This is a genomic window from Halomonas sp. 25-S5, from assembly GCF_029889845.1.
Taxonomy (GTDB): domain Bacteria; phylum Pseudomonadota; class Gammaproteobacteria; order Pseudomonadales; family Halomonadaceae; genus Halomonas.
The window spans coordinates 1-23,691 of record NZ_JARANV010000009.1; the positions used below are offsets into that span (position 1 = coordinate 1).

The following is a 23,691-nucleotide window of genomic DNA, read 5'->3' on the forward strand; positions in this document are numbered from 1 at the left end:
CGGGCTGAAACTGGATCGGGTTGCGTGCCATGACGTCACCTCCTCTACTGGATATAACCTCAGTATAGGACAAGCTGGCGGAATGGTGGCTGATCAACATGAGTAATCAGGTTGCTTTTTGTGGACTCGTGTCCGATCATTTGATTGATCGATGATCAAATTGATCAAATTAGCCTGACACACAACAACACGAGTCCCGAGAGGAGCCCATCATGAAGCTCACCCGAGCCCTGCCGCTGGCCACCCTGACGGTGGCCGTCGCCGCCGCCTCCCAAGCCCAGGCACAGACCGAGATCACGGTCGGTACGGTCAACAACAACGACATGGTGATCATGCAGAGCCTCACCGAGGAGTTCGAGGCGGCCCACCCCGACATCGAGCTCGACTGGGTGGTGCTGGAAGAGAACGTGCTGCGCCAGCGCATGACCACCGATATCGCCACGGGCGGCGGCCAGTTCGACGTCATGACCATCGGTACCTACGAAGTCCCGATCTGGGCCGAGCGGGGCTGGCTGTCACCACTTGATGATCTTCCCGCGGATTACCAGGTCGATGACCTGCTGCAGTCGGTCCGCGACGGCCTTTCCCATGAGGGCACCCTGCATGCGCTGCCGTTCTATGGCGAGAGCTCGATGATGTACTACCGCCAGGACCTCTTCGACGAGGCCGGCATCGAGGTGCCCGAGCAGCCGAGCTGGGACGAGGTGCGCGATTGGGCCGGCCAGTTGAATGATCCCGACAACGAGCTGGCCGGCATCTGCCTGCGCGGCAAGCCGGGCTGGGGCGAGAACATGGCCTTCGTCTCGACCCTGGTCAACACCTTCGGTGGACGCTGGTTCGACATGGACTGGAACCCCGAGCTCGACTCTCCCGAATGGCAGGAGGCAGTCGGCTTCTATGTCGACCTGCTCAACGACTATGGCCCGCCCGGGGCCAGTTCCAACGGCTTCAACGAGAACCTGGCGCTGTTCTCGCGTGGCAATTGCGCGATCTGGGTGGATGCGACCTCGGCAGCCGGCAAGCTCTACGACGATCCCGACTTCGCCACCCGGGTAGGCTTCGCACCGGCACCGGTGGCCAAGACTCCCAAGGGCTCGCATTGGCTGTGGTCCTGGGCGCTGGCGATCCCGGCCACCTCCGAGAACCAGGCGGCCGCGCGCACCTTCATCCAATGGGCCACCTCTCAGGAGTATATCGAACTGGTCGGCGAGACCGAGGGCTGGACCAGCGTGCCGCCCGGCACCCGTGAGTCCACCTATGCCAACGAGCAGTACCGCGACGCGGCACCCTTCGCCGACTTCGTGCTCAAGGCGATGCGCAGCGCCGATCCCACCGATTCGACGCTGAAGCCGAGCCCTTACATCGGCGTGCAGTTCGTCGGCATCCCCGAGTTCCAGTCCATCGGTACCCGGGTGGGTCAGATGGTGGCCTCGGCCCTGACCGGTGACTCGACCGTCGAACAGGCCCTGCAGAGTGCCCAGCGGGCCACCGAGCGCACCATGGAACGTGCCGGCTACCTCGACGACTGACGCAGCTCAGCTGCTCCTGGCCGGGTCGCCCCGGCCGGGTCCCTTTCCCTACCTGGTTTCGCGGGTAATCTCATGAACAAGACACGCGCTTCCGGCCGCACCGTCGGGGGTCTTAGGACCCTGTCGCTGCAGGCGCCGGCCGTCACCCTGCTACTGATATGGATGCTGGTGCCGCTGGGCATGACCCTGTAGTTCTCCTTCCAGCGCTATAACCTGCTGATGCCCGGCATGACCGGCTTCGCCGGACTGGAAAATTACCGATACCTGTTCACCGATCCCGCCCTCTGGTCGGCCATGGGCACGACCCTGCTGCTGGTCGGCTGGGTGCTGGCGATCACCGTGGTGGGTGGCACCCTGCTGGCGGTGCTGTTCCAGCAGGAGTTCGCCGGGCGCGGCATCGCCCGGGTGCTGGCCATCTCGCCGTTCTTCGTCATGCCCACGGTCAGCGCCCTGGTGTGGAAGAACATGATGATGCACCCCTCCAACGGGGTGCTCTCCTGGGTCGCCGAGTCCTTCGGCCTGCCGGCTGTCGACTGGTTCTCCTCGCTGCCGCTGACCTCGATCATCATCATCGTGGCCTGGCAGTGGCTGCCCTTCGCCCTGTTGATCCTGCTCACCGCCATGCAGTCGCTAGACGAGGACCAGGTGGAAGCGGCGCGCATGGATGGGGCCGGCCCGGTGGCGATCTTCTTCTTCATCACCCTGCCGCACCTCAAGCGCGCGATCAGCGTGGTGATCATGATCGAGATGATCTTCCTGCTGACCATCTTCGCCGAGATCTTCGTGACCACCTCGGGCGGTCCGGGGCTTGCCACTACCAACCTGGCCTACCTGATCTACATCCGTGCCCTGCTCGACTTCGACGTCGGCATGGCCTCCGCAGGCGGGGTGATCGCGATCATCCTGGCCAATATCGTCGCCATCTTCCTGGTCCGCATGGTGGCCAAGAACCTGGAAGATTAGGGCAACGGGAGCCGCTCATGACTACTTCAAGAACCAAGCAACCCGGGTCGGAGACTGCCGCGATCCCGCTGGCGGCCCGGCCCTCCCTGCTGGCCTCGCCCGGCATCAGGAAGCTCGGCCTGGCCGTGCTCGGCTGGACGATCGCTTGCGTGATCTTCTTCCCGATCTTCTGGATGGTGCTGACCGGCTTCAAGACCGAAGCGGCGGCCATCGCCGATCCCAGCCTGATCTTCTCGCCGACCCTGGAGAGCTACCAGGCGGTCCAAGACCGCTCGGGCTATGCCCGCTACGCGCTCAACAGCGTCGCGGTGGCCTTCGGCTCGACGCTGCTGGCGCTGGTGATCGCCATCCCCTCCGCCTACTCGATGGCCTTCCTGCCCACCAAGCGCACCAAGGGCACGCTGCTGTGGATGCTCTCCACCAAGATGCTGCCGTCGGTCGGGGTGCTGGTGCCGATCTACCTGATCTTCCGCGACGTGGGTCTGCTCGATACCCGCACCGGCCTGATCATCGTCTACACCCTGATGAATCTGCCGATCGTGGTGTGGATGCTCTACACCTTCTTCAAGGACATGCCCAAGGACATCCTCGAGGCGGGGCGCATGGATGGCGCCAGCACGCTGCAGGAAGTGCTCTTCCTGCTGATGCCGCTGACCCTGCCGGGCATCGCCTCCACCGGCCTGTTGTCGGTGATCCTGAGCTGGAACGAGGCGTTCTGGAGCCTCAACCTCACTTCATCGAACGCAGCGCCACTGACCGCCTATATCGCCTCCTTCTCCAGTCCCGAGGGGCTGTTCTGGGCCAAGCTCTCCGCGGCCTCGACCATGGCCATCGCCCCCATCCTCGTTCTCGGTTGGATGACCCAGAAGCAGATGGTACGCGGCCTGACCTTTGGCGCCGTCAAGTAAAGGAATTTCCCCATGGCAACACTACAACTCAAGCAGATCACCAAGAGCTTCGATGACACTCACGTCATCAAGGGCATCGACCTGGAGGTCAACGACAAGGAGTTCGTGGTCTTCGTCGGCCCCTCCGGCTGCGGCAAGTCGACCCTGATGCGCATGATCGCCGGCCTGGAGAGTGCTACCTCCGGCGATATCGTCATCGATGGGCAGCGCATCAACGACGTCGGCCCGGCCGATCGTGGGCTGGCCATGGTGTTCCAGAGTTATGCGCTCTACCCGCACATGACCGTCGAAGACAACATGGGCTTCAGCATGCGGCTGGCCAAGGTGCCGAAGGAGCAACGCCGCCAGAAGGTCCTCGAGGCGGCCCAGATCCTGCAGCTCGAACCGCTGCTGGATCGCAAGCCCAAGGCGCTCTCCGGTGGCCAGCGCCAGCGCGTGGCGATCGGCCGGGCCATCGTCCGCAACCCCAGCATCTTCCTGTTCGACGAGCCGCTCTCCAACCTCGACGCGGCGCTGCGCGTGCAGATGCGCATCGAGCTGGCGCGGCTTCACGAGGAGCTTGACGCCACCATGATCTACGTCACCCACGACCAGATCGAAGCCATGACCATGGCCGACAAGATCGTGGTGCTGCATGACGGCGAGGTGGAGCAGGTGGGCTCGCCCATGGAGCTCTATCACCATCCCTGCAACCGCTTCGTGGCCGGCTTCATCGGTTCGCCGAAGATGAACTTCCTGGAGGTCGGGCTCGAGCGGACTCACGCCGAGGGGGTCGAGATCCGGCTGCCCGGCGGCGGGACCTGCAGCGTACCGGCGGATGGCAGCGAGTTGGCGGTCGATTCGGCCCTGGAACTCGGTGTCCGTCCCGAGCACCTGCTGCTCGATGACCAGGGGCCGCTGGAAGGGGAGATTCAGGTCCTCGAGCGGCTGGGCGGCCAGACCTCGCTATACGTGCAGATGGGTGAGTTGATGGTCACCATCATGGCCGATGGCGACGTGGCGCATCGTGTCCACGACAAGGTGCGCTTCGGCTTCGAGCCGGAGCGGGCCCATCTCTTCGATGCCAGCGGCCTGGCCTTGCCCAGCCTGCACCAGCACCCCCTCGCGCGCCTGACGCGCCGGGACAACCGCGTCGCCTCCGACGCCGACAGCCTGTGACGGATGTGCTCATGGACACCCTGATCTTCGATTGCGATGGCGTGCTGGTGGACAGCGAGACCATTGCCGAGGCGACGCTGGTGGAACTGCTCGGCGACTGGTTGCCCGACCTCGATGCCGACACGGTACTGCGTCAGGCGTTGGGCATGACCACGGGCAACATCCTGCGCCACCTGGAGGGGCTGAGCGTGCATCGCCTGCCGCCGGCGGCCACTGCCCTGGTGGATGACACCATCGAGGCGCGACTGGTTCGCGAGCTCCAGGCCATGCCGGGGGTGGCCGAGGCGATCGCCACCATCGACCTGCCCAAGGCGGTGGTCTCCAACAGCCGCCGGCAGCGGGTGCTGGCCTCCCTGGCGACCACCGGGCTGGATCGGTTGCTTGAGGCGTCGCCGGTGTTCACGGCGGACCAGGTGGCCCGTCCCAAGCCCGCCCCCGATCTCTACCACCTGGCGGCAGGTGAGCTGGCACGCCTCCCCGGGGACTGCCTGGTGGTAGAGGATAGCGTCTCGGGTGTCACCGCGGCCCATGCTGCCGGCATGACGGTGATCGGCTTCACCGGGGCCAGCCATGTGCAGCCGGGCCAGGCCGAACGCCTCCAGGAGGCCGGCGCCTGGCAGGTACTGACACACATGAGTGGCCTCGCCGAGCTGATTCAGCTGTGGCGAGGTACCTGCCGGAAGTCGGTTCGCTCCTGACCCCTGACTCCCTTCTTCCATTGACCCGCTCACCCACAACAGCAAAAAGGATGACAACATGAAGCTTCAAGACAAGATTGCCGTTATCACCGGCGGTGCCCGAGGCATCGGCCTGGCCATCGCCCAGCGCTATCTGGCCGAAGGCGCCAATGTCGTGGTCGCCGATATCGATCAGGGCGCCATCGACGAGGCCCTAGACTCCCTCACCGACCAGGCTGGTGGCGACGTTGCGCGGGTGATGGGCGTGCGTCTGGACGTCTGTGACCGGGCCTCGGTCGACGCCATGATCGAGCAGATCAAGGAACGCTTCGGCGGCATCGACATCCTGGTCAACAACGCCGCCATCTTCGACATGGCCCCGGTGCTGGAGGTGACCGAGGCGAGCTACGACAAGCAGTTCGCCGTCAACGTCAAGGGCCTGTTCTTCACTCTCCAGGCCGTCGCCAAGGCCATGGTCGAGCGTGACCAGGGCGGAAGGATCATCAATATGGCGTCCCAGGCGGGGCGCCGTGGTGAGGCGCTGGTGAGCATGTACTGCGCCAGCAAGGCGGCGGTGATCAGCCTCACCCAATCCTGTGGCCTGGACCTGGTCCGGCACGGCATCAACGTCAATGGCATCGCCCCCGGAGTGGTGGACACCCCGATGTGGGAGGAGGTAGATGCGCTCTTCGCCCGCTACGAGGGCCGCCCCCTCGGCGAGAAGAAGCGCCTGGTGGGCGAGGCGGTACCGGCCGGTCGCATGGGTCGGCCCGACGACTACGGTGGCGCCGCGGTCTTCCTGGCCAGCGACGACAGCGACTATGTGGTCGCCCAGACCCTCAACGTGGATGGCGGCAACTGGATGAGCTGAGGACGAATGCCGCCGACCTGCCTTCCCATGGTAGGCGAGAACGATGCGGCGAGTGATCATGATGCTCCGTCATGTGAACCCGAGGAAGTCCCATGAATCCCGAACTCGATGCCATGGCACAGCGGCTGATCCAGGCTGCCAAGGGCTGCTCGCGCTTCCTGGTGGCCCTGGCCGGCCCGCCGGGGGGTGGCAAGTCCTACCGCTCGGCGCGGCTGCGCGAGGCCATCAATGCCCGCCTGCCCGGCCAGGCCGCGGTGGTGCCGATGGATGGCTACCACTACGACAACGCCGTGCTGGAACCCGATGACCTGGTGCCCGTGAAAGGGGCGCCGCACACCTTCGATGTCGACGGACTGCGTGTCGACCTCGAGCGCATTCGCCGCTCCGACCGGCCTGTCGCGGTGCCTGTGTTCGACCGCCCCTTGGATCTGGCCCGTGCTGGCGGTCGGCTGATCACCCTCGAGCAGCGCATCGTTATCGTCGAGGGCAACTACCTGCTGCTCGACCAGGCACCCTGGACCGGGCTGCATGGCCTCTTCGACCTGAGGGTGCTGCTTGACGTGGCCGACGACGTCCTGGAACAGCGACTCTTCGAGCGCTGGATCGATATGGGCCAGGATCCTGTCAGCGCTCTGGAGAAGGCGCGACAAAAGGACATGCCCAACGCGCGACTGGTCAAGTCGCACTCTATTCCGCCCGACATAGTGTGGCGCTGACCTCCATGCCCCGGGCCCACCAAGCCGAGCCTGGCTCGGCCGGAGACTCCCTATGACCCGACTCAACAACGACAACCTGGGCAAACTGGCCGCCGAGGTGGCGCTGCCCAACTATGACCGTCGTGACCTCACGCCGGGGATTGTCCACTTCGGTGTCGGCGGCTTCCATCGCGCCCACCAGGCCATGTATCTTGATGCGCTGATGAGTCGTGACGAGGCCCTGGACTGGGGCATCGTCGGCGTCGGCGTGATGGCCGGGGATCGCCGCATGCGCGATGCCCTGGCCGCCCAGGATTACCTCTATACCCTGGTGATCAAGCACCCGGATGGTCGCCGCGAGCCGCGGGTCATCGGCAGCGTGGTGGATTACCTGTTCGCCCCCGACGACCCCGAGGCGGTGATCGAGAGGATGGCCGACCCGGCGATCCGCATCGTCTCGCTGACCGTCACCGAGGGCGGCTACAACTTCCATCCGGTGAGTGGCGAGTTCGACCTCGACAACCCCGACATCCGCCACGACCTGGCGCATCCCGCGACACCGAAGACGACCTTCGGGCTGATCGTCGAGGGCCTGGCGCGGCGCCGCGAGCGTGGCATCGCCCCCTTCACCGTGATGTCCTGCGACAACATCCAGGGCAACGGTGATGTGGCCAGGGAGACCTTCACCGCCTACGCCCGCGCCCGGGACCCGGCACTGGCCGCCTTGATCGAGACCTCGGTGGCCTTCCCCAACGCCATGGTGGACCGCATCACCCCGGTCACCAGCGAGGCCGACATCGCCGAGCTGGGCGAACGCTTCGGCGTCGAGGACGCCTGGCCGGTGGTCTGCGAGCCCTTCACCCAATGGGTGCTGGAGGATCGTTTCGTCGCCGGCCGCCCGCCGCTGGAGCGGGTCGGCGTGCAGCTGGTGGACGACGTGGTGCCCTACGAGCTGATGAAACTGCGCCTGCTCAACGCCAGCCACCAGGCGCTGACCTACTTCGGCACCCTGGCCGGCTACCGCTATGCCCACGAGGTGTGCCAGGACCCGCTGTTCGTCGACTTCCTGCTCGGCTACATGCGCCATGAGGGTTCGCCGACCCTGGCGCCGGTGCCGGGCATCGACCTCGAAGACTACCGGCTGACCCTGATCGAGCGGTTCGCCAACCCCGAGGTGAAGGACACCCTGGCGCGACTCTGCGCCGAGAGCTCGGATCGGATTCCCAAGTGGCTGGTGCCGGTGATTCGCCAGCAGATCGAGAGCGGTGGCGAACTCCATCGCTCGGCGGCCGTGGTGGCGAGCTGGGCGCGCTACGCCGAGGGCGTCGATGAGCAGGGCGAGGCGATCACCGTGGTCGACCGCCTCAAGGACGAGCTGATGGCCATTGCGGCCCGCAACCACGACCATCCCACTGCCTTTATCGAGAACCGCGAGCTGTTCGGTGACCTGGCCGAGGACCCACGCTTCCGCCAGGCTTATGTCCAAGCGCTGGAAAGCCTGCACCGCCAGGGGGCCCGGGCTACTCTTGAAGCGCTGGTCGAACACGGGAGCCTATGATGTACATCGGAGTGGACTGCGGGACCCAGAGCACCAAGGTGGTACTGGTTGATGTCGACCGTGCACGGGTCCTTGGCGAGGCGAGCCGGCCGCATCGCCTGGACGAGGGGGCGGGCGGACGCCGCGAGCAGGACCCCGGCGAGTGGATCGCCGCGCTGCGCGGCGCCCTTGGAGAGGTGCTGGCGATGACCGGCATCGACCCCCGGGCGATCCGTGCCCTGGGCGTCTCTGGCCAGCAGCACGGCCTGGTGGCCCTGGACGCGCAGGGCGAGCCGGTGCATCCGGCCAAGCTGTGGTGCGACACCGAGACGGCGGCCTGGAACGCCGCGCTGATCCAGCGCCTCGGTGGCGAAGCGGGCTGCCTCGACAAGCTTGGCCTGGTGCTGCAGACCGGCTATACCGCCTCCAAGATCGCCTGGCTGCGCGAGGTGCATCCCGAGGCCTACCGGCGCGTCGCCAGCCTGCTGCTGCCCCACGACTATCTCAATTTCTGGCTCACCGGCGAGCGGGTCACCGAGGCCGGCGACGCCTCGGGGACCGGGTACTTCGACACCCGTACCCGGCGCTGGCGCCACGACGTCCTCGCCGAGATTGCCCCGGAGCTCGACCCCGAGCGGGTGCTGCCCCGGTTGATCCACGCCCATGAACCGGCCGGCACGCTGCGCCCCGAAGTGGCCCGCGAGCTGGGCCTGGCAGACCATGTGTTGGTTTCCAGTGGGGGAGGCGACAATATGCTCGGCGCCATCGGCACCGGCAACATCCGCCCGGGCCTGGTGACCCTGAGTCTGGGCACCTCCGGTACCCTGTGCGCCTTCTCCCCCGAGCCGGTGGTGCCCGACAACGCCATGGTCGCCAACTTCTGCGCCAGCCACGGTGGCTGGCTACCGCTGGTCTGCACCATGAACGTGACCTCGGCGACCACGCGGATCCGCGAGCTGTTGGGTCTCGACCTGGTGACCTTCGGCGAGCGGGTGGCCGCTGCGCCCATCGGCGCCGAGGGCGCCACCCTGCTGCCCTTCTTCAATGGCGAGCGGGTGCCCATGCTGCCCGAGGCCACCGCCAGCCTTGACGGCCTGACCAGCGTCAACACCACCCAGGCCAACCTGTGCCGGGCGGTGGTGGAGGGCGCCACCCTGGGCCTGCGTTATGGCCTGGATCAGTTCGGTCGCCTGGCCGAAGGACTGCGCGAGATCCGGCTGATTGGCGGTGGCTCGCGCAGCCCTGTGTGGCGTCAGATGGTGGCCGACGTCACCGGCAGCCGGGTGATCTGCCCCGAGATCGCCGACGCCGCGGCATTGGGCGCCGCCCTGCAGGCGGCCTGGTGCCATCAGGGCGGCGAGCTGGCCGATCTCTGCGCGCGCCTGGTGCACCTCGATGAAAGTTCGCGAGCCGAGCCCGATCCGGCGAATGTCGATGCCTATCGAGAGGTCTATGCCCGCTATCGCCGTCGGCTGGCCGAGCGCCATGCCGTTCTGACCTGATGACCGTCTCACTTCTCTGGAGCCTTCCATGACGACACGACTCGATGCCCTGAAACGCCGCTCCCTGGTGGTCGCCGACACCGGTGACCTGGACGCCATCCAGCGCTACCGGCCCCACGATGCCACCACCAATCCCTCGCTGATCCTCAAGGCCTTCGACCTGCCCGGTTACCAGGCGCTGATCGAGGAAGAGCTGGCCGCGGTCAAGGCCGAGACCCGCGACCGTCAGGTCCAGGCCGAGCATGCCGTGGACCGTCTCGCCGTGGCCATGGGCAGCGAGATCGCCAAGGCCGTGCCCGGCCGTGTCTCCACCGAAGTGGCGGCCCGCCTCTCCTTTGATACCCAGGCCAGCATCCGCAAGGCACACGAGTTGATCGAATCCTACGAGCAACGCGGCGTGGGCCGCGATCGCGTACTGATCAAGCTCGCCTCCACCTGGGAGGGCATCCGTGCCGCCGAGGTGCTGGAGAGGGAGGGTATCCAGTGCAACCTGACCCTGCTGTTCAGCGATGCCCAGGCCCAGGCCTGCTTCGATGCCGGGGTCTTCCTGGTCTCGCCCTTCGTCGGCCGGGTCACCGACTGGTACAAGCAGGCCACCGGCCGTGACTATGCGCCGGACGAGGACCCCGGGGTGCGCTTCGTGCGCGGTGTCTGCGCGCGGGTCGGACGTGGCGGGTACGCCACCGTAGTGATGGGGGCGAGCTTCCGCACCCTCGGCCAGGTGCTGGCGCTGGCCGGCTGCCCGCGGTTGACTATCTCGCCGGCGCTGCTTGAGGAGCTCTCGGCCGAGGAGGGCGAGGTCGCCCGGGGCGTGGAGATCCCCGCCGTCGGCGAGCGTCCCGCGCCGCTTGACGAGCCCACGTTCCGCTGGGGCCACAACCAGGACGCCATGGCCAACGACAAGCTGGCCGAGGGCATCCGCCGCTTCGACGAGGACCAGCGCACCCTGGAGGCGCGTCTCGCCGAACGGCTAGGCTGAGCGCGGCCCGCGCTCAGCCACCGGCGGACCCGGCGCCTGGCGTCGGGGCCACCGTCGCAGGAAGGCTCACAAGGCCTCGAGTTTCCAGGCGTCGTAGGCGGGTTCCTCATAGGGATGGGCCGTCTTCAGGGCTGCCACCGCCTCAGCGATCAGGGCGTCCTCGCAGACCAGCTCCACCTTCAGCTCTTCCACCCGCTCCAGGTCGCCGACCCGCCCGATGTGCGGGTCGGCGCCTTCCAGTGGCCGGAACTGTCCGGTGCCCCGGGTCTGGAAGCAGCAGGCCTCGTAGTCGCCGATGCGTCCCGCCCCGGTGGCGAAGACGGCCTCCTTGACGGACTCGGCGTCGGCCACGGGCACGAAAAACGCCAGCTTGTACATGGTCCCAGCTCCTCTCTGCTGTGGGTGTACCCTCCTTGTGCCATATCGAGGCAAAATCGTCAGCCTTTGCGAACATCACATCGGCAAGCGCTGGCCGGTGGGCTCGCGCTACTACGCGGCGGTGGACCTGGCCATGCTGAAGTCGTGAACCACCTGGAAGTCGGGGCATGCTGATTGTCTGTAAAAGAATTGAGCGGTAATCAATACGGCATTGACCCTCATGGGCGGTGTTGCTAGGTTTACTGAACATACATTCATGGTTGTTTGTTACAGGTGCCAGACAGGAGCATTGCATGCAAGCCAGGGGAGCGGTGTGGTGGTCAGTGTTGTTGGTGGCATCGATGCCGGTGTCGGCTGCCGGGTCGGGGCTCTTGACGCTCAAGTCCGAGAACGATAGCTATTCCAATAATGGCGATGACGGCCATTATTCCAACGGGGTTGAGCTCATCTGGTCGTTTGAACCGGGCAACGATCACTGGCTGCGGGGGCTGGCCGAGCGGTTGCCCGGCTGGCGAGGGAGCAGCATGGAGAGTGGGGCATACCGACTCAGCCATCAGATATATACGCCGGATGATATCAGCATTCCGTGGTTGATAGAGGATGACCGTCCCTATGCAGGGCTTCTTCTCGGGGGAGTATCGCTGTTCGATCAGATCCCGCACCGTGGCTGGCATGAAGTCAGAAGTCTCAATATGGACGTGGGCATTGTCGGACCGGCATCCGGTGCCGAGTGGATCCAGCGTGAATATCATGAGTTGGTCTCGTCCACCGAACCGCGAGGCTGGGACCACCAACTCGATAATGAACCGGTCGTCAACCTTGCCTACAAGCATGCCTGGATCGATAGGTTCAGCCTTGACGGTTATCAGGTGGAGTATGGTCCTGCAACCGGGTTTTCTGTGGGGAACCTATATACCTATGCGTCGACTGGGCTGGGGCTGCGTTTCGGGGAGAACCTCGAGCGCAGCTTGGGAATTCCCGCCATTGCCCCCGCCCAAGGGGGCTGGGCCTCTTTCCATCCCGATCAGGGCTTTAGCTGGTATGCCTTTGCATCTCTGGAAGGCCGCTACATGGCCCATAATCTTCTGCTCGACGGCAACACCTTTACGGAAAGCCACTCGGTAGAGCGTGAGGAGTGGGTAGGCGATGCCCTTGCCGGCTTGGCGTTGACCTGGGACCGCTGGCAGTTTTCCTTTTCTTATGCCTGGCGCACCGATGAGTTCACCCAGCAGGATTCGCAAGACACCTTCGGTTCCCTCATGTTGTCGCGCTGGTTTTGAACCGGTAACGTCCGGGCTCGCGCGCTTCCGAGGCTAGGCCGGCCCTGAGAGCATCTCCAAGGGGGATTGTCGTCATCTTCAGGCCATCTGGCTGATGGTCTTGCGGAAGCGAGCCAGTGAGATGGTGAATAGTACGCTGCCAATCACCAATAGCATTAGAAACTGTCCCCAGACGACACCGATGCCGGCACCGCGAAACAGAATGGCCTGGCTCAGCTCGACGAAGTGGGTCGTAGGTGCCAGCAGCATTATGTTCTGGACCAGTTCAGGCATGCTTTCGCGCGGCGTGACACTTCCGGATAGCACCTGCAGCGGTAGCAGAAACAGGATCATCAGCATGCCGAACTGGGGCATGCTGCGGGCCAGTGTCGCCAGGAAGATGCCCATTGAGGTGGTAGCGAACAGATGAAGGGCCGCACCAGCCAGGAACAGGGCTACCGAGCCTTCTATCGGTACCTGAAGCAGGCCGCGTACGATGAAGGTCAGTGATAATGCTACTGCCAGCAAGACCACGACCCCCATCGACCATACCTTGGCCAGCATGATCTGCGTTGGTGTCACTGGCATCACCAGCAGGTGCTCGATGGTACCGTGTTCGCGCTCGCGGATCAGCGCTGCCCCGGTCAGGATGATCGAGAGCATCGTGACGTTGTCGATGATTGACATCAGCGAACCGAACCATGATTTTTCAAGGCTCGGATTGAAGCGTGCCCGTAGTCTCAGCTCGACGGGAGGAACAGGGCTTGCACGATAGCCCTTCACGAACTCGTTGACCTCGCCCATGACGATCTGCTGTACATAGTTGTTGCCGGCAAAGGCTTGGCTCATGCGGGTGGCATCGATATTGAGCTGAATGTCGGGTGTACGTCCTGCCAGTACATCACGCTGGAAATTGGCCGGAATGACCAGCGCGAAGGTGAAGTGCCCGGCATCCATACCAGAATCCATTTCCGGGAAGGTGATGATTTTCGGGCGTACGAATTGGGGTGGGTAGAAGGCCGAGATAATCCGGGTGGAGAGCGGCGAGTCGTCTTCATCAACAATCGCGATAGGAGCTTTGTTCAGTGTTTCGGGCATAGCCGTGGCGGTGGTGTAGACATCAATGCTGAATACGTAGACGATCAGCACCAGCATTATTGGATCACGCAATAGACTCCAGAACTCCTTGATGCCCAGGCGGTAAATATTGGCAATCCTGTGCATGTCAGCTCTCCTGCCTGTTGAGTAAAGTGATCGCCATGCCCATGATCACGGGTACCGACAGCAGCATCGACAGGAACGAACCGATGAGGTCGCGCAGATCCAGCCCCTTGCTGAATACGCCGCGGCTGATGGTGAACATGTGGCTTGCCGGGTAGATGTTGCCAATAAAGCGCCCGATACCCTCTAGCGACGAGACCGGATCGATCAGTCCCGAAAACTGGATGGCGGGAATCAGCGTGCCGATCATGGTGAAGAACATGGCGGCGATCTGGCTGCGGGTGACGGTCGAGGCCAGCAGGCCCATGCCGGTGGCGATGATACAGAACACCAGAGCTGCCAGCGCCAGCGCCGGGAAGCTACCGGTGATCGGCACACCGAACACCGTGATCGCAAGCCCAACCATCAATAGAAAGTTGATCATTGCCAAGCCGATGTAGGGAAGTTGCTTGCCGATCAGGAACTCGGCGCGGGTGACCGGCGTGACGTAGAGATTGATGATCGACCCCATCTCCTTTTCACGCACCACCGAGAGCGCGGTGAGCATGGACGGCAGCATCAGCAACAACAGTGGAATCACCACAGGCACCATGGCGGGCAGGCTCTGAATGTCGGGATTGTAACGGTAGCGGTTCTCGATATTGGCAGTTGCGGCAGCAGTCGCGGCTCCGGATTGCCTTGCCTGCTCCTTAAGCCACTGCTGGTGGATGCCCTGTACATAGCCCTGCACGGTTTCGGCGCGCTGAGGCATGGCGCCGTCGATCCAGGCCCCGATCTCGACGTGACGGCCGCGCACCAGGTCGCGACCGAACCCCGGGGGAATCTCGATCGCCAGGGCCAGCTCTCCGCTGCGCATACGCCGATCCAACTCCGCATAGTCCTCAAGCGGTGGGCGTTCGCTGAAATAGTAGGGCGAACCCGATAGGTTCAGCGCGTAATCGTGACTGAGGGAGCTCTGGTCCCGGTCGAGGATGGCATAGCTGAGATCCTCGACATCCATGCTGATGCCGAACCCTATCACGAACATCAGGATCAATGAGCCGACCAGCGCCAGGGTGGCGCGCACCGGGTCGCGGCGCAGCTCCAGGGTTTCGCGCCACATATAGCTGAGCAACCGCTGCAGGCTGAAGCGTCGGTGGCGTGGTGCGCCGTGATGCGTCTCTTTGGCGACGAGTGGGGTATCCGAAGGGGAGACGGCTTCTTGGGGCGAGGTCTCCTGTGTGGAACTCTCCTGATCGGCGCCAGCCTCGAGCAGATAACCGATGAAGGCGTCCTCCAGCGTCGCCGCTTCTCGCTTTTCGACCAGCGCCGCCGGGGTGTCACTATCCAGAACTTTACCTGCGTGCATCATCGACATGCGGTCGCAGCGCTCGGCCTCGTTCATGAAGTGGGTGGAGATGAAGATCGTCACCCGGTCGTGGCGCGACAGTTCGATCAGCAGGCGCCAAAAAGCATCGCGGGCAATGGGGTCGACCCCCGAGGTGGGTTCATCAAGAATCAGTAGCTCGGGTTTGTGAACCATCGCGACCGCCAGGGAAAGCCGCTGACGGATACCCAGAGGGAGGTTCTCCGGTAGGGCGTCGAGGACGTTATCGAGACTGAAACGCTCGACCATCTCTGCGACTCTTGCCGGTATGTCTTGCTTTGCGATCTGGAACAGACGTGCATGCAGCACCAGGTTCTGGTGCACCGTGAGTTCGCCGTACAGCGAGAAGGCCTGCGACATGTAGCCGACCCGTCGGCGGGTGGCGATGTCGTGAGGATCGACCTCCTGACCGAATAGCCAGGCTCGCCCCTCGCTGGCGGCCAGCAGTCCGGTGAGCATCTTCATGGTGGTCGACTTGCCACAGCCGTTGGAGCCGAGGAAGCCGAATATCTCGCCGCGCCGGATACGGAAACTGACATGGTCGACGGCGGTGAAGTCGCCAAAACGCATGGTGAGTTCCTGAGCCTCAATGGCGGCTTCACCGTCATCCAGTTCCAGCGGTGGGATATCCACCGGCTTGTAGCCACGCTTTTTCTCTTCCGGCAGCAGCTCGATAAAGGCGGTTTCCAATGAGTCGCTGCCGGTGCGTGTCAGTAGTTCCTGGGGAGAACCGGTGGCGAGTATCTTGCCGGCGTCCATGGCCACCAGCCGGTCGAAACGCTGGGCTTCGTCCATGTAGGCGGTAGCGACGATCACGCTCATCTGCGGGCGATCGCCGCGGATGCGGGCGATCAGCTCCCAGAACTGGGAGCGGGCCAGCGGGTCGACCCCGGTGGTGGGCTCGTCGAGAATCAGCAGGTCAGGGTCGTGGATCAGCGCGCAGCATAGCCCCAGTTTCTGTTTCATGCCGCCGGAAAGCTTGCCGGCGGGGCGCTCGAGGAAGGGGAGTAGCCCGGTGCTGCGGGTCAGGTCGTCGATGCGACGCCGACGTTCTCTGGCGCCGTGGCCGAATAGACGCGCGAAAAACTGCAGGTTCTCCTCGATGGAGAGCGTCGGATAGAGGTTTTTGCCCAACCCTTGTGGCATGTAAGCGATGCGCGGGCCGACCTCGTTGCGATGGCGTTTGTTGCTCATGTCGCCGCCCAACACCGTGACCGTACCCTCTTGGATTTTGCGGGCGCCGGCGAGCAGCGATAGCAGGCTGGATTTGCCGACGCCATCCGGCCCGATCAGCCCGACCATGCATCCGGCCGGCAGGGCCAGGTCCAGCGCGTCCAGGGCTATGGTGCGGCCGTAGCGCAAGGTAAGTGTGCTGACTTGGGCGACGAGCTGCGTCTCTTGGTTCATGGAATGACATTGACCTTGAGGTGTTCGGGCCAGGTGGCGTCACTGTCGAGCTTCAGGTAAGCCATGCCGGGCAGGCCCGTCTTGACCTGATCGATATGCTCGAGCAGCAGGTTCGGATCGATCTGGGCGCGAACGCGAAACATCAGCTTCTGCCGTTCGCTTTCGGTTTCCACGGTCTTGGGGGTGAACTGGGCCACGCTGGATACGAAGCTGACCCTGGCGGGAATTACATAGTCCGGGGCAGCATCCAGCACCAGGTGCACTTCGTCGCCGATGGCAACCCGGCCTGCCTCGCTGGTGGGCAGGAAGAAGGTCATGTAGACCTTGGTGAGGTCGACCAGGTTGACTACCTTGCCCCCGGCACCCAGCACCTCGCCGGGTTCGGCCACTCGAAACTGTACGCGAGCCAGGCGGTCGCTTTTGAGCTTGCTGTCCTCCAGCTCGGCCTCGATGCGTTGGATCGCAGCCTGGGTGGCTTCCACCTGCGACTCGGCCTCGATGACCTGGGATTCAGTAGCGCGGATAGCGGCCTGGGCGGAGAGCACCTGGGCATTGGCCGAGGCCAGAGCGGCCTGCTGGCTCTGGTAGTCGGCCAGGGTGTCGTCGAACTGTTGCCGAGAGATGGCATTACGCTCCACCAGACTGGCCGAGCGCTCGTAGCGCTTGCGTGAGGCGTTCAGCTCTGCCTGGCGCTGGTTGACCACGGCTCGTGCGCTTTCAAGCTCACTCTGGCGCATGGCAACCATGGCTCGGGCTGTCTCCAGGGCATTCTTTGCTTGGCGGTTCTGTGCTCTGGCCTGGGCCAGCTCGGCCTCCAGGGTGTCGGTATCCATGCGAGCGACGATCTGGCCAGGCTCCACGAAATCCCCTTCGTCGACCAGTACCTCGTCGAGGCGGCCGGCGACCCGGGTGGCGATATCGATCTCGGTGGCTTCGATGCGCCCGTTGCCGCTGGTGATGCCCTCGCCGGGACCCTCGGGCTGCAGTTCCCGCCAGACCAGCCAGGCCGCGATGCCAACAGCGGCAATGGCCGCCAGACCCTTGATCAGCTTGCTTTTATGGCTTGTCTTCATATTGTCGCATCCACGATTGATGGTTGGTTAAGCGGCTAACGTTACGTATCGAGACTCTGCATCGATGGGATGGCCATCATGACGTGGCAAGCTGGGCCACGGTCCAGTCGACCAGCTCGAAGGCGAGCCGGTCGGCGGCGCGAGCGAAGGCCGCGACCACGGCGTTGAGGCTGTCGCCGTCGCTCGCCACCACCGCCTCGAGGCGGCGGCTGGCCAGCACCTCGCGGCTGGCCTCGTCGAGCAGCTGGACCTCGAGGCGCAGCACCATCTCGGGCGCGCCCTCGCGGTAGCGGCTATGGAAGGCCCCCAGGTGGCTCACCAGGGTGGCATCGCTGCGCGCCCGGCTGGCGTCGTCCACCACGGCGGCCAGGCGGCCGTCGTTGCGAAAGGCCGCGATCAGGTGGTCGCGCAGCAGCCGCGGGGCATCGTCGCTCCAGCGTGCCCCGGCATAGGCCTGGAACTCCCCGGGGGAGGGCATGACCAGCAGGCGCGGGCCATCCAGCGGCGACCCGGCGCTCGGCGTGTCGACCCGCAGGGTGAGGTCGCGGGTGACCTCATGAGACGACAAAATCGACGGTTCGGGCAGCGTGAAGAGGCGCAGCGGTTCCTGCTCGGGGAGCAGGCTGCAGCCCGCCAGCAGCAGGGCCATCAGCAGGCCCGGCAGTGCCCTGGCGCGTCGTGGCATGGCGGGTAGGTTCATGGGGTGAACTCCTGGATCGCGTCGCGGCCCAGCAGGGCATCGGCCGGGTTCTCCTCGAGGCGCCGCACCAGGCGGTTGAGGGCGCGCAGCGTGGCATGCAGTTCGCGCATGGCCGGGTCGAGCTCGCCCACGCCCTGCAGGCCCCGCGCCAGGGAGCCTTCATGGCGGGCCGTCAGCCGGTCCAGCCGGGCGGTAGTGGCCTCCAGCGACTGCATGGCGCGTCGGGCACTCTGCAGGGTCGCGCGACCCTCCTCGTCGAGCAGCCCGTTGGCGGTCTCGCCCAGGCGGCTGACGCTCTCGAGGGACGCCTCGAGCTGTTCGCCGGCCTGCCCGAAGCGCGCCATGGCCTCGCCGAGGGCAGCGCGCTGGTCGACAAGCGCCTGCGAGACGACCTCCAGGTTGCCCAGGGTGCGCGTCAGGCTCTCGGCATTCTCCTCGGAGAGCAGCCGGTTGGCATTGGTCAGCAACTGATCCACCTGGGCGAAGAGCTCCTCGCTGTTGGAGAGCAGCGAGCTCAGTGGCGAGGGCTCGGCCTGGATCAGCGGGGGATCGTCGCGGTCGCCCTCCAGGCGGGGGCTCTGCGGGGTGCCGCCAAGCAGCTGGATGTTCATGGTGCCGGTGATGTTGGCCAACGCCAGGCTGGCGCGGGTGTCCTGCTTGATCGGGACGTCGCTGTAGACGCGGATCAGCGCCCGCACCTGGCGCGGGTCCCGGGGGTCGAGGCGCAGCCTGACCACATCCCCGACCTCGATGCCGCTGTACTGGACGGCATTGCCCTCGGAGAGCCCGCTGACCGCGCGGTTGAAGCCGACTTCGTACCAGGCATAGTCGCGATCGACGCTGGACTTGCCGAGCCACAGGGCGAACAGCAGCGCGCTGCCCAGGGTGATCACCGTGAACAGCCCGATCAGCACGTGGTGGGCGCGGGGTTCCATCGTCAGGGCTCCTCCACCGGGTGGGCCGCCCGCTGGGCGGCGCGGCCTCGGGGGCCATGGAAATAGTCGTGGATCCAGTCGTCGTCGGTGGCCGAGACGACGTCAAGGCAATCGGCGACCAGCACCCGGCCACGCGACAGCACGGCCACCCGGTCGCAGGCGGTATAGAGGGTGTCCAGGTCGTGGGTGACCAGGAAGACGCTCAGCCCCAGGGCGTCGCGCAGGGTCAGGATCAGGCGGTCGAAGGCCGCTGCGCCGATCGGGTCCAGGCCCGCCGTCGGCTCGTCAAGAAACAGCACCTCCGGGTCGAGCGCCAGGGCGCGCGCCAGGGCCGCCCGCTTGATCATGCCACCGGAGAGCTCGGCAGGATACTGGATCGCCGCCTCCCCGGGCAGGCCGGCAAGCGCCAGCTTGACCCGGGCCAGGGTCTCGGCATCGGCGCGGGAGAGTCCGATATGCTCGATCAGCGGCAGGGCGACGTTCTCCTGCAGGGTCAGCGAGGTAAAGAGTGCCCCACGCTGGAAGAGCACCCCGAAACGGCGCTCCACCTGGGAGCGCTCCCGGGCCGAGAGACCCAGGAGGTCCTCGCCGAACACCTCGATCTGCCCGGCGCTGGGCCGCAGCAGGCCGACGATGCTGCGCAGCAGGACCGACTTGCCGGTGCCCGAACCGCCGACCACGCCGAGGATCTCGCCCGGGTAGAGGTCGAGGTCGAGATCCTCGTGGACGCTGTGCTGGCCGAAGCGGTTGGCCAGCCCGCGGACCCGGATCAGGGGTGCGTCGCTCATCGGCGCTTGTGCCACGCTCACCAGCCCATCTCCATGAAGAACAGCGCCGCCACCGCATCTAGCAGGATCACCACGAAAATCGACTGCACCACACTCGAGGTGGTGTGCTCGCCCACCGACTGGGCACTGCCGCTGACCTTGAAGCCCTCCAGGCAGCCGATCACCGCGACCAGGAAGGCGAACAGCGGCGCCTTGGACAGCCCTACCAGGAAGTGCTCTAGGGGAATGTCGCGCTGCAGGATGGCCAGGAACTGGATGAGGGAGATGTCCAGGGCCAGCAGGCAGACCAGGGCGCCGCCGAGGAGGCCGCTGAGCATGCCCACGAAGGTGAGGATCGGCAGGGTCAGCATCATCGCCAGCACCCGCGGCAGCACCAGCAGCTCGATGGGGTCCAGGCCGAGGGTGCGCACGGCGTCGAGCTCCTCGTTGGCTTTCATGGCGCCGAGCTGGGCCGTGAAGGCGCTGGCGGTGCGACCGGCGAGCAGGATGGCAGCGAGCAGCACGCCGAACTCGCGCAGGAAGGCGAAGGCGACCAGGTTGACGGTGTAGATGGTGGCGCCGAAGTCGCGCAGCACGGTAGCGCCCAGGAAGGCGATCACGGCGCCCACCAGGAAGGTCAGCAGGGCGACGATGGGCAGGGCGTTGAGGCCCGTCTGGTGCAGCTGGGCCACCACCGAGGTGAGCCGCCAGCGGCTCGGTCGCCAGGCGGTGGCGGCCAGCGTCGCGAGGGTCAGGCCGATGAAGCCGAGCAGCTGTCCCTGCTGCTGCCAGAGCCCCTCGATGAGCTGGCCGGTCCGCGCCAGGCTGTCCCTCAGCGGCCGGACGCGGCGCGCTTCGGGCGGTTGGTTGTCGGCCATGGCCTGGCCCAAAGTGCGCAGCAGGGTGCGGCGCGTCGCCGGCAGGTCGGGGGCCCAGTCGTCGATCGCGGCGAGGGGGCCGGCGCCGACCAGCTCCATCAGCAGCACGGCGCCGGCGGTATCCAGGGCGGCGAGCCGCTCGAGATCGACCCCCTCGGGGGAGGGCTCGCGGGCCTGCGCCAGGCGCTCGACCTGGCGCTTCAGGGTCGCGTAGTGCACCAGGGTCCAGTCCCCGGCGATGGCCAGGCGGCCGTCCTGCTGGTCGATGTGGCCCGGCTCGGTCATGGGCAATGGCGTCTCGGGTGCGTCATGGTGGCCGATGGTATCAGCCCGCGTGCCTTTACATTAGCTCAACCTGCGCCGGCCCCCTTCAGCCAGCGCAGGCCGCGCTGCCACCAGGCCAGGGCGCCGCCGACACCGCCAGGCAGCACGCGGCGGTGGGGCCGGTCGAGGAAGGCGGCGATGGGGCGCACCTGGCTTTTCCGGTCGAGCATCGGGGCGTGTCCGCAGCCGGGCGCCTCGAGGCTGACCAGGCCGGGCTGAGCCTCGGTCATGCGGGTCACGCTCTCGGCCTTGAGCAGCGGCGAGTCCGCGCCGCGCACGACCATCAGCGGGCAGCGGATCGCCGCCCAGTCGGCCCAGGTGTCGCGGGGGGTGTCGAGGACGAATTGCTCGCCGATGCGCGGATCGTAGTGGTAGGTCCAGCTGCCGTCGGGCAGGCGCCGGGCGCTGCCCAGGGCGAGGCGTCGCCAGGCGTCGTCGCCCTCGATGCCGAAGCCCGTGTAGTGGCGCCTGAGCTCGGCCTCCAGCTTGCCGAAGCGGCAGAAGCGGTGGGGTACGCCGAAGTAGCTGGCCAGGTTCGCCAGGCCCTCGGGGTCGAGTTCCGGGCCCACGTCGTTGAGCACCAGCCGCTCGATGCGCCCTGCCGTCTCGGGCTCGGCGGCCATCAGCATGCCGATCAGCCCGCCCATGGAGGTGCCCACCCAGGGCACCTGCTCGAGGCCGAAGTGGTCGAGCACCGCCACTGCTACCTTCATGTAGTGGGCGTAGAGATAGTCGTGGGCGGGGTAGAGCGACCAGCTCGACAGCCCGCGTCCGGGGGTGTCCGGGGCCAGGACCCGCCAGTCGGGGCCCAGCACGCGGGCGAAGTCCTCGAAGTCCCCGCCGTGGCGGGCCAGGCCGTGCCAGGCGATGACGGTACGCGGTGCCTCGGGGTGCCAGATGCGCACGGCGATCTCGAGCTCTCTCACCCTGACGAGTTCCAGAGCGTCCATGGGCGTTCTCCCTCAGTGGGCTATGCTGCATGGCAGCATAGCGGAGTTTCCCGGGGCTTTCGTCAAGGATCCACAATTCCCGACGGTTCGGCAGTGGATTCGTTACCCAAACATGCGACAATGTATGTAAAGCTGTCCGACCAGAAACCGAGGATGACCCGATGACTCGTCACCGCACCCTTCGTCGTGCCCTGCTGCCGGCACTGATCGCGTCGGCCTTCGCCACGCCCCTGCAGGCGGCCGATCTGTTGACCATCACCCGGGACGCCCTGGAGAACAATGCCGAGCTGGCCTCGGCCCGGTCACAGACCGACAGCGTCGCGGCAGGGCGGGATGTGGAGCGCGGTGACCTGCTGCCCCAGGTCAATGCCTCGGCGGATGCGACCCACAACCGCCAGTACGAGAGCCAGCGCGGGTCGGGCGCGGTTTCCGGTAGCGGGACGGCCGGGGACGATATTTACAATACGGCCAGGCTCAGCCTCGAGGCCACCCAGGCGCTGTTCGATGCCCGTAACTCCCGCGAGGTCGAGCAGGCCGAGCGCCAGATCGACCAGCAGACCTATCAGCTGGCCGCCACCGAGCAGCAGGTGTTGATCGACGTCTCCTCGGCCTACTTCGAGATACTGCGGGCCTACGAGGTGCTGGAGGCGCGGCGCGCCCAGGAGCGGGCCATCGGCCGCCAGCTGGAGCAGGCCCGCGAGCAGTTCGAGGTGGGGCTGATTGCCATCACCGAGGTGGAGGAGGCCAAGGCGGCCTTCGACCAGTCACGTGCCGAGCGCATCGCTGCCGAGAGCGACCTGCAGGTGCGCTTCGAGGTCCTGGAGCGCCTGACCGGCCAGCGCTATTCCCGCATCGACATGCTCGGAGACGAGATGCCGATCCAGCCGCCGACCCCCGCCGATCGTGATCACTGGGTCGAACTGGCCATGGAGAACAACCCCCTGGTGCTGGCGAGTCTGGCCGGTGTCGAGGTCTCGCGCAGCAGCGTCGAGATCGCCCGCGCCCAGCGCTTGCCGACGCTCAACGCCTTCGCCAACTACCAGTTCGACGACAGCGATAGCGATGTGGTGGAAGGGCACAACTCGATGAGTCAGATCGGCCTGCGTGCCACTATGCCGCTCTATACCGGCGGCCGAACCCAGGCGAGCATCCGCCAGAACACCTACCGGCTGGAGGCCAGCCAGTACGACTTCGAGTCCCAGCGTCGCGATACCGTCCAGCAGGTCCGGTCGCGCTTTACCCAGGTCAGCAACGACGTCTCCACCGTGGAGGCGCGCGCCCAGGCTATCGTCTCTAACCAGAGCGCCCTGGACGCCACCCGCGCCGGCTACGAGGTGGGCACCCGCAACATCGTCGACGTGCTCAATGCCGAGCAGAACCTCTACAACGCCGTCGCCGAGCATGCCAGCGCCCGCTACGACTACGTGATCAACCTGCTCAGCCTGCGCCAGCAGTCCGGGACCCTGGACGTGCCGGCCGTGGAGGAGGTCAACGCCTGGCTGGACGGCGGCAGCGTCTCCTTCACCCTACCGGAAGATAGTGATAGCTACGACGGGGCCATGGAGATCGGCGAGCCGCCGCGTCCCCGGGAATGATGTTTAGCAGCCTAATATT

General features: G+C 65.7%; 20 protein-coding genes and 1 pseudogene. 12 read left to right on the forward strand and 9 right to left on the reverse strand.

Annotated elements, in window-relative coordinates; translation table 11 throughout:
- The first annotated feature begins 212 nt into the window (after positions 1–212).
- The 10 genes and pseudogenes from OP498_RS08290 to tal all read left to right on the forward strand — a co-directional run bounded on the left by OP498_RS08290 (position 213) and on the right by tal (position 10,819).
- Positions 213–1,529, forward strand: coding sequence for a sugar ABC transporter substrate-binding protein (locus OP498_RS08290; RefSeq protein ID WP_280553213.1), 1,317 nt, complete (start codon positions 213–215; stop codon positions 1,527–1,529).
- Positions 1,530–1,601: 72 nt separating this feature from the next.
- Positions 1,602–2,492, forward strand: a pseudogene (locus OP498_RS08295) (sugar ABC transporter permease).
- 17 nt (positions 2,493–2,509) lie between these two features.
- Entirely contained in the window at positions 2,510–3,400 is an 891-nt protein-coding gene (locus OP498_RS08300) for a carbohydrate ABC transporter permease (RefSeq protein ID WP_280549666.1), read from the forward strand.
- 12 nt (positions 3,401–3,412) lie between these two features.
- Entirely contained in the window at positions 3,413–4,558 is a 1,146-nt protein-coding gene (gene ugpC / locus OP498_RS08305) for a sn-glycerol-3-phosphate ABC transporter ATP-binding protein UgpC (protein ID WP_280553214.1), read from the forward strand.
- A gap of 11 nt (positions 4,559–4,569) precedes the next feature.
- A complete protein-coding gene (locus tag OP498_RS08310; RefSeq protein WP_280549670.1) occupies positions 4,570–5,256 on the forward strand; it encodes an HAD-IA family hydrolase in 687 nt (228 codons plus the stop codon).
- 58 nt (positions 5,257–5,314) lie between these two features.
- The gene (locus tag OP498_RS08315) at positions 5,315–6,106 is read left to right on the forward strand and encodes an L-iditol 2-dehydrogenase (protein WP_280553215.1); all 792 of its coding nucleotides are present in this window, start codon (positions 5,315–5,317) and stop codon (positions 6,104–6,106) included.
- A gap of 92 nt (positions 6,107–6,198) precedes the next feature.
- Positions 6,199–6,822, forward strand: coding sequence for a nucleoside/nucleotide kinase family protein (locus tag OP498_RS08320; RefSeq protein WP_280553216.1), 624 nt, complete (start codon positions 6,199–6,201; stop codon positions 6,820–6,822).
- A gap of 52 nt (positions 6,823–6,874) precedes the next feature.
- On the forward strand, positions 6,875–8,359 hold the full coding sequence (locus OP498_RS08325; protein WP_280553217.1) for a mannitol dehydrogenase family protein: 1,485 nt from the start codon (positions 6,875–6,877) through the stop codon (positions 8,357–8,359).
- Positions 8,359–9,840, forward strand: a complete 1,482-nt coding sequence (xylB, locus tag OP498_RS08330) for a xylulokinase (protein ID WP_280549676.1) — start codon at positions 8,359–8,361, stop codon at positions 9,838–9,840. Before OP498_RS08325 ends, xylB begins: the two co-directional genes overlap by 1 nt.
- A 28-nt stretch (positions 9,841–9,868) precedes the next feature.
- A complete protein-coding gene (gene tal / locus OP498_RS08335; protein WP_280553219.1) occupies positions 9,869–10,819 on the forward strand; it encodes a transaldolase in 951 nt (316 codons plus the stop codon).
- A 66-nt stretch (positions 10,820–10,885) separates the two neighbouring features.
- Here tal and OP498_RS08340 read toward each other — a convergent pair whose 3' ends face one another.
- Positions 10,886–11,197 (reverse strand): NGG1p interacting factor NIF3, encoded by a 312-nt coding sequence (locus OP498_RS08340; RefSeq protein WP_280553220.1) that lies wholly within the window; start codon positions 11,195–11,197, stop codon positions 10,886–10,888.
- 293 nt (positions 11,198–11,490) lie between these two features.
- On the opposite strand from OP498_RS08340, the gene OP498_RS08345 reads away from it, so the two are divergent.
- Positions 11,491–12,477, forward strand: a complete 987-nt coding sequence (locus OP498_RS08345) for a lipid A deacylase LpxR family protein (protein ID WP_280553221.1) — start codon at positions 11,491–11,493, stop codon at positions 12,475–12,477.
- A 78-nt stretch (positions 12,478–12,555) separates the two neighbouring features.
- Here the strand turns inward: OP498_RS08345 and OP498_RS08350 are convergent, their stop codons facing one another.
- The 8 genes from OP498_RS08350 to OP498_RS08385 all read right to left on the reverse strand — a co-directional run bounded on the left by OP498_RS08350 (position 12,556) and on the right by OP498_RS08385 (position 22,077).
- Entirely contained in the window at positions 12,556–13,680 is a 1,125-nt protein-coding gene (locus tag OP498_RS08350) for an ABC transporter permease (protein WP_280553224.1), read from the reverse strand.
- A gap of 1 nt (position 13,681) precedes the next feature.
- Positions 13,682–16,450 (reverse strand): ribosome-associated ATPase/putative transporter RbbA, encoded by a 2,769-nt coding sequence (gene rbbA / locus OP498_RS08355; protein WP_280549682.1) that lies wholly within the window; start codon positions 16,448–16,450, stop codon positions 13,682–13,684.
- The gene (locus tag OP498_RS08360; RefSeq protein ID WP_280553225.1) at positions 16,447–17,523 is read right to left on the reverse strand and encodes an HlyD family efflux transporter periplasmic adaptor subunit; all 1,077 of its coding nucleotides are present in this window, start codon (positions 17,521–17,523) and stop codon (positions 16,447–16,449) included. Before OP498_RS08360 ends, rbbA begins: the two co-directional genes overlap by 4 nt.
- 76 nt (positions 17,524–17,599) lie before the next feature.
- A complete protein-coding gene (locus OP498_RS08365) occupies positions 17,600–18,223 on the reverse strand; it encodes an ABC-type transport auxiliary lipoprotein family protein (protein WP_280553226.1) in 624 nt (207 codons plus the stop codon).
- On the reverse strand, positions 18,220–19,158 hold the full coding sequence (locus tag OP498_RS08370; RefSeq protein WP_280553227.1) for an MlaD family protein: 939 nt from the start codon (positions 19,156–19,158) through the stop codon (positions 18,220–18,222). Before OP498_RS08370 ends, OP498_RS08365 begins: the two co-directional genes overlap by 4 nt.
- Positions 19,159–19,160: 2 nt before the next feature.
- Positions 19,161–19,946, reverse strand: coding sequence for an ATP-binding cassette domain-containing protein (locus OP498_RS08375; protein ID WP_280553277.1), 786 nt, complete (start codon positions 19,944–19,946; stop codon positions 19,161–19,163).
- A 17-nt stretch (positions 19,947–19,963) separates the two neighbouring features.
- Positions 19,964–21,088 (reverse strand): ABC transporter permease, encoded by a 1,125-nt coding sequence (locus OP498_RS08380; RefSeq protein WP_280553228.1) that lies wholly within the window; start codon positions 21,086–21,088, stop codon positions 19,964–19,966.
- Positions 21,089–21,153: 65 nt separating this feature from the next.
- Positions 21,154–22,077: an alpha/beta hydrolase gene (locus OP498_RS08385; protein ID WP_280553229.1), complete on the reverse strand. Its 924-nt coding sequence runs from the start codon at positions 22,075–22,077 to the stop codon at positions 21,154–21,156.
- A 161-nt stretch (positions 22,078–22,238) separates the two neighbouring features.
- Between OP498_RS08385 and OP498_RS08390 the strand changes: the two genes are divergently transcribed.
- Entirely contained in the window at positions 22,239–23,672 is a 1,434-nt protein-coding gene (locus OP498_RS08390) for a TolC family outer membrane protein (protein ID WP_280549694.1), read from the forward strand.
- The last annotated feature ends 19 nt before the right edge of the window (positions 23,673–23,691 follow it).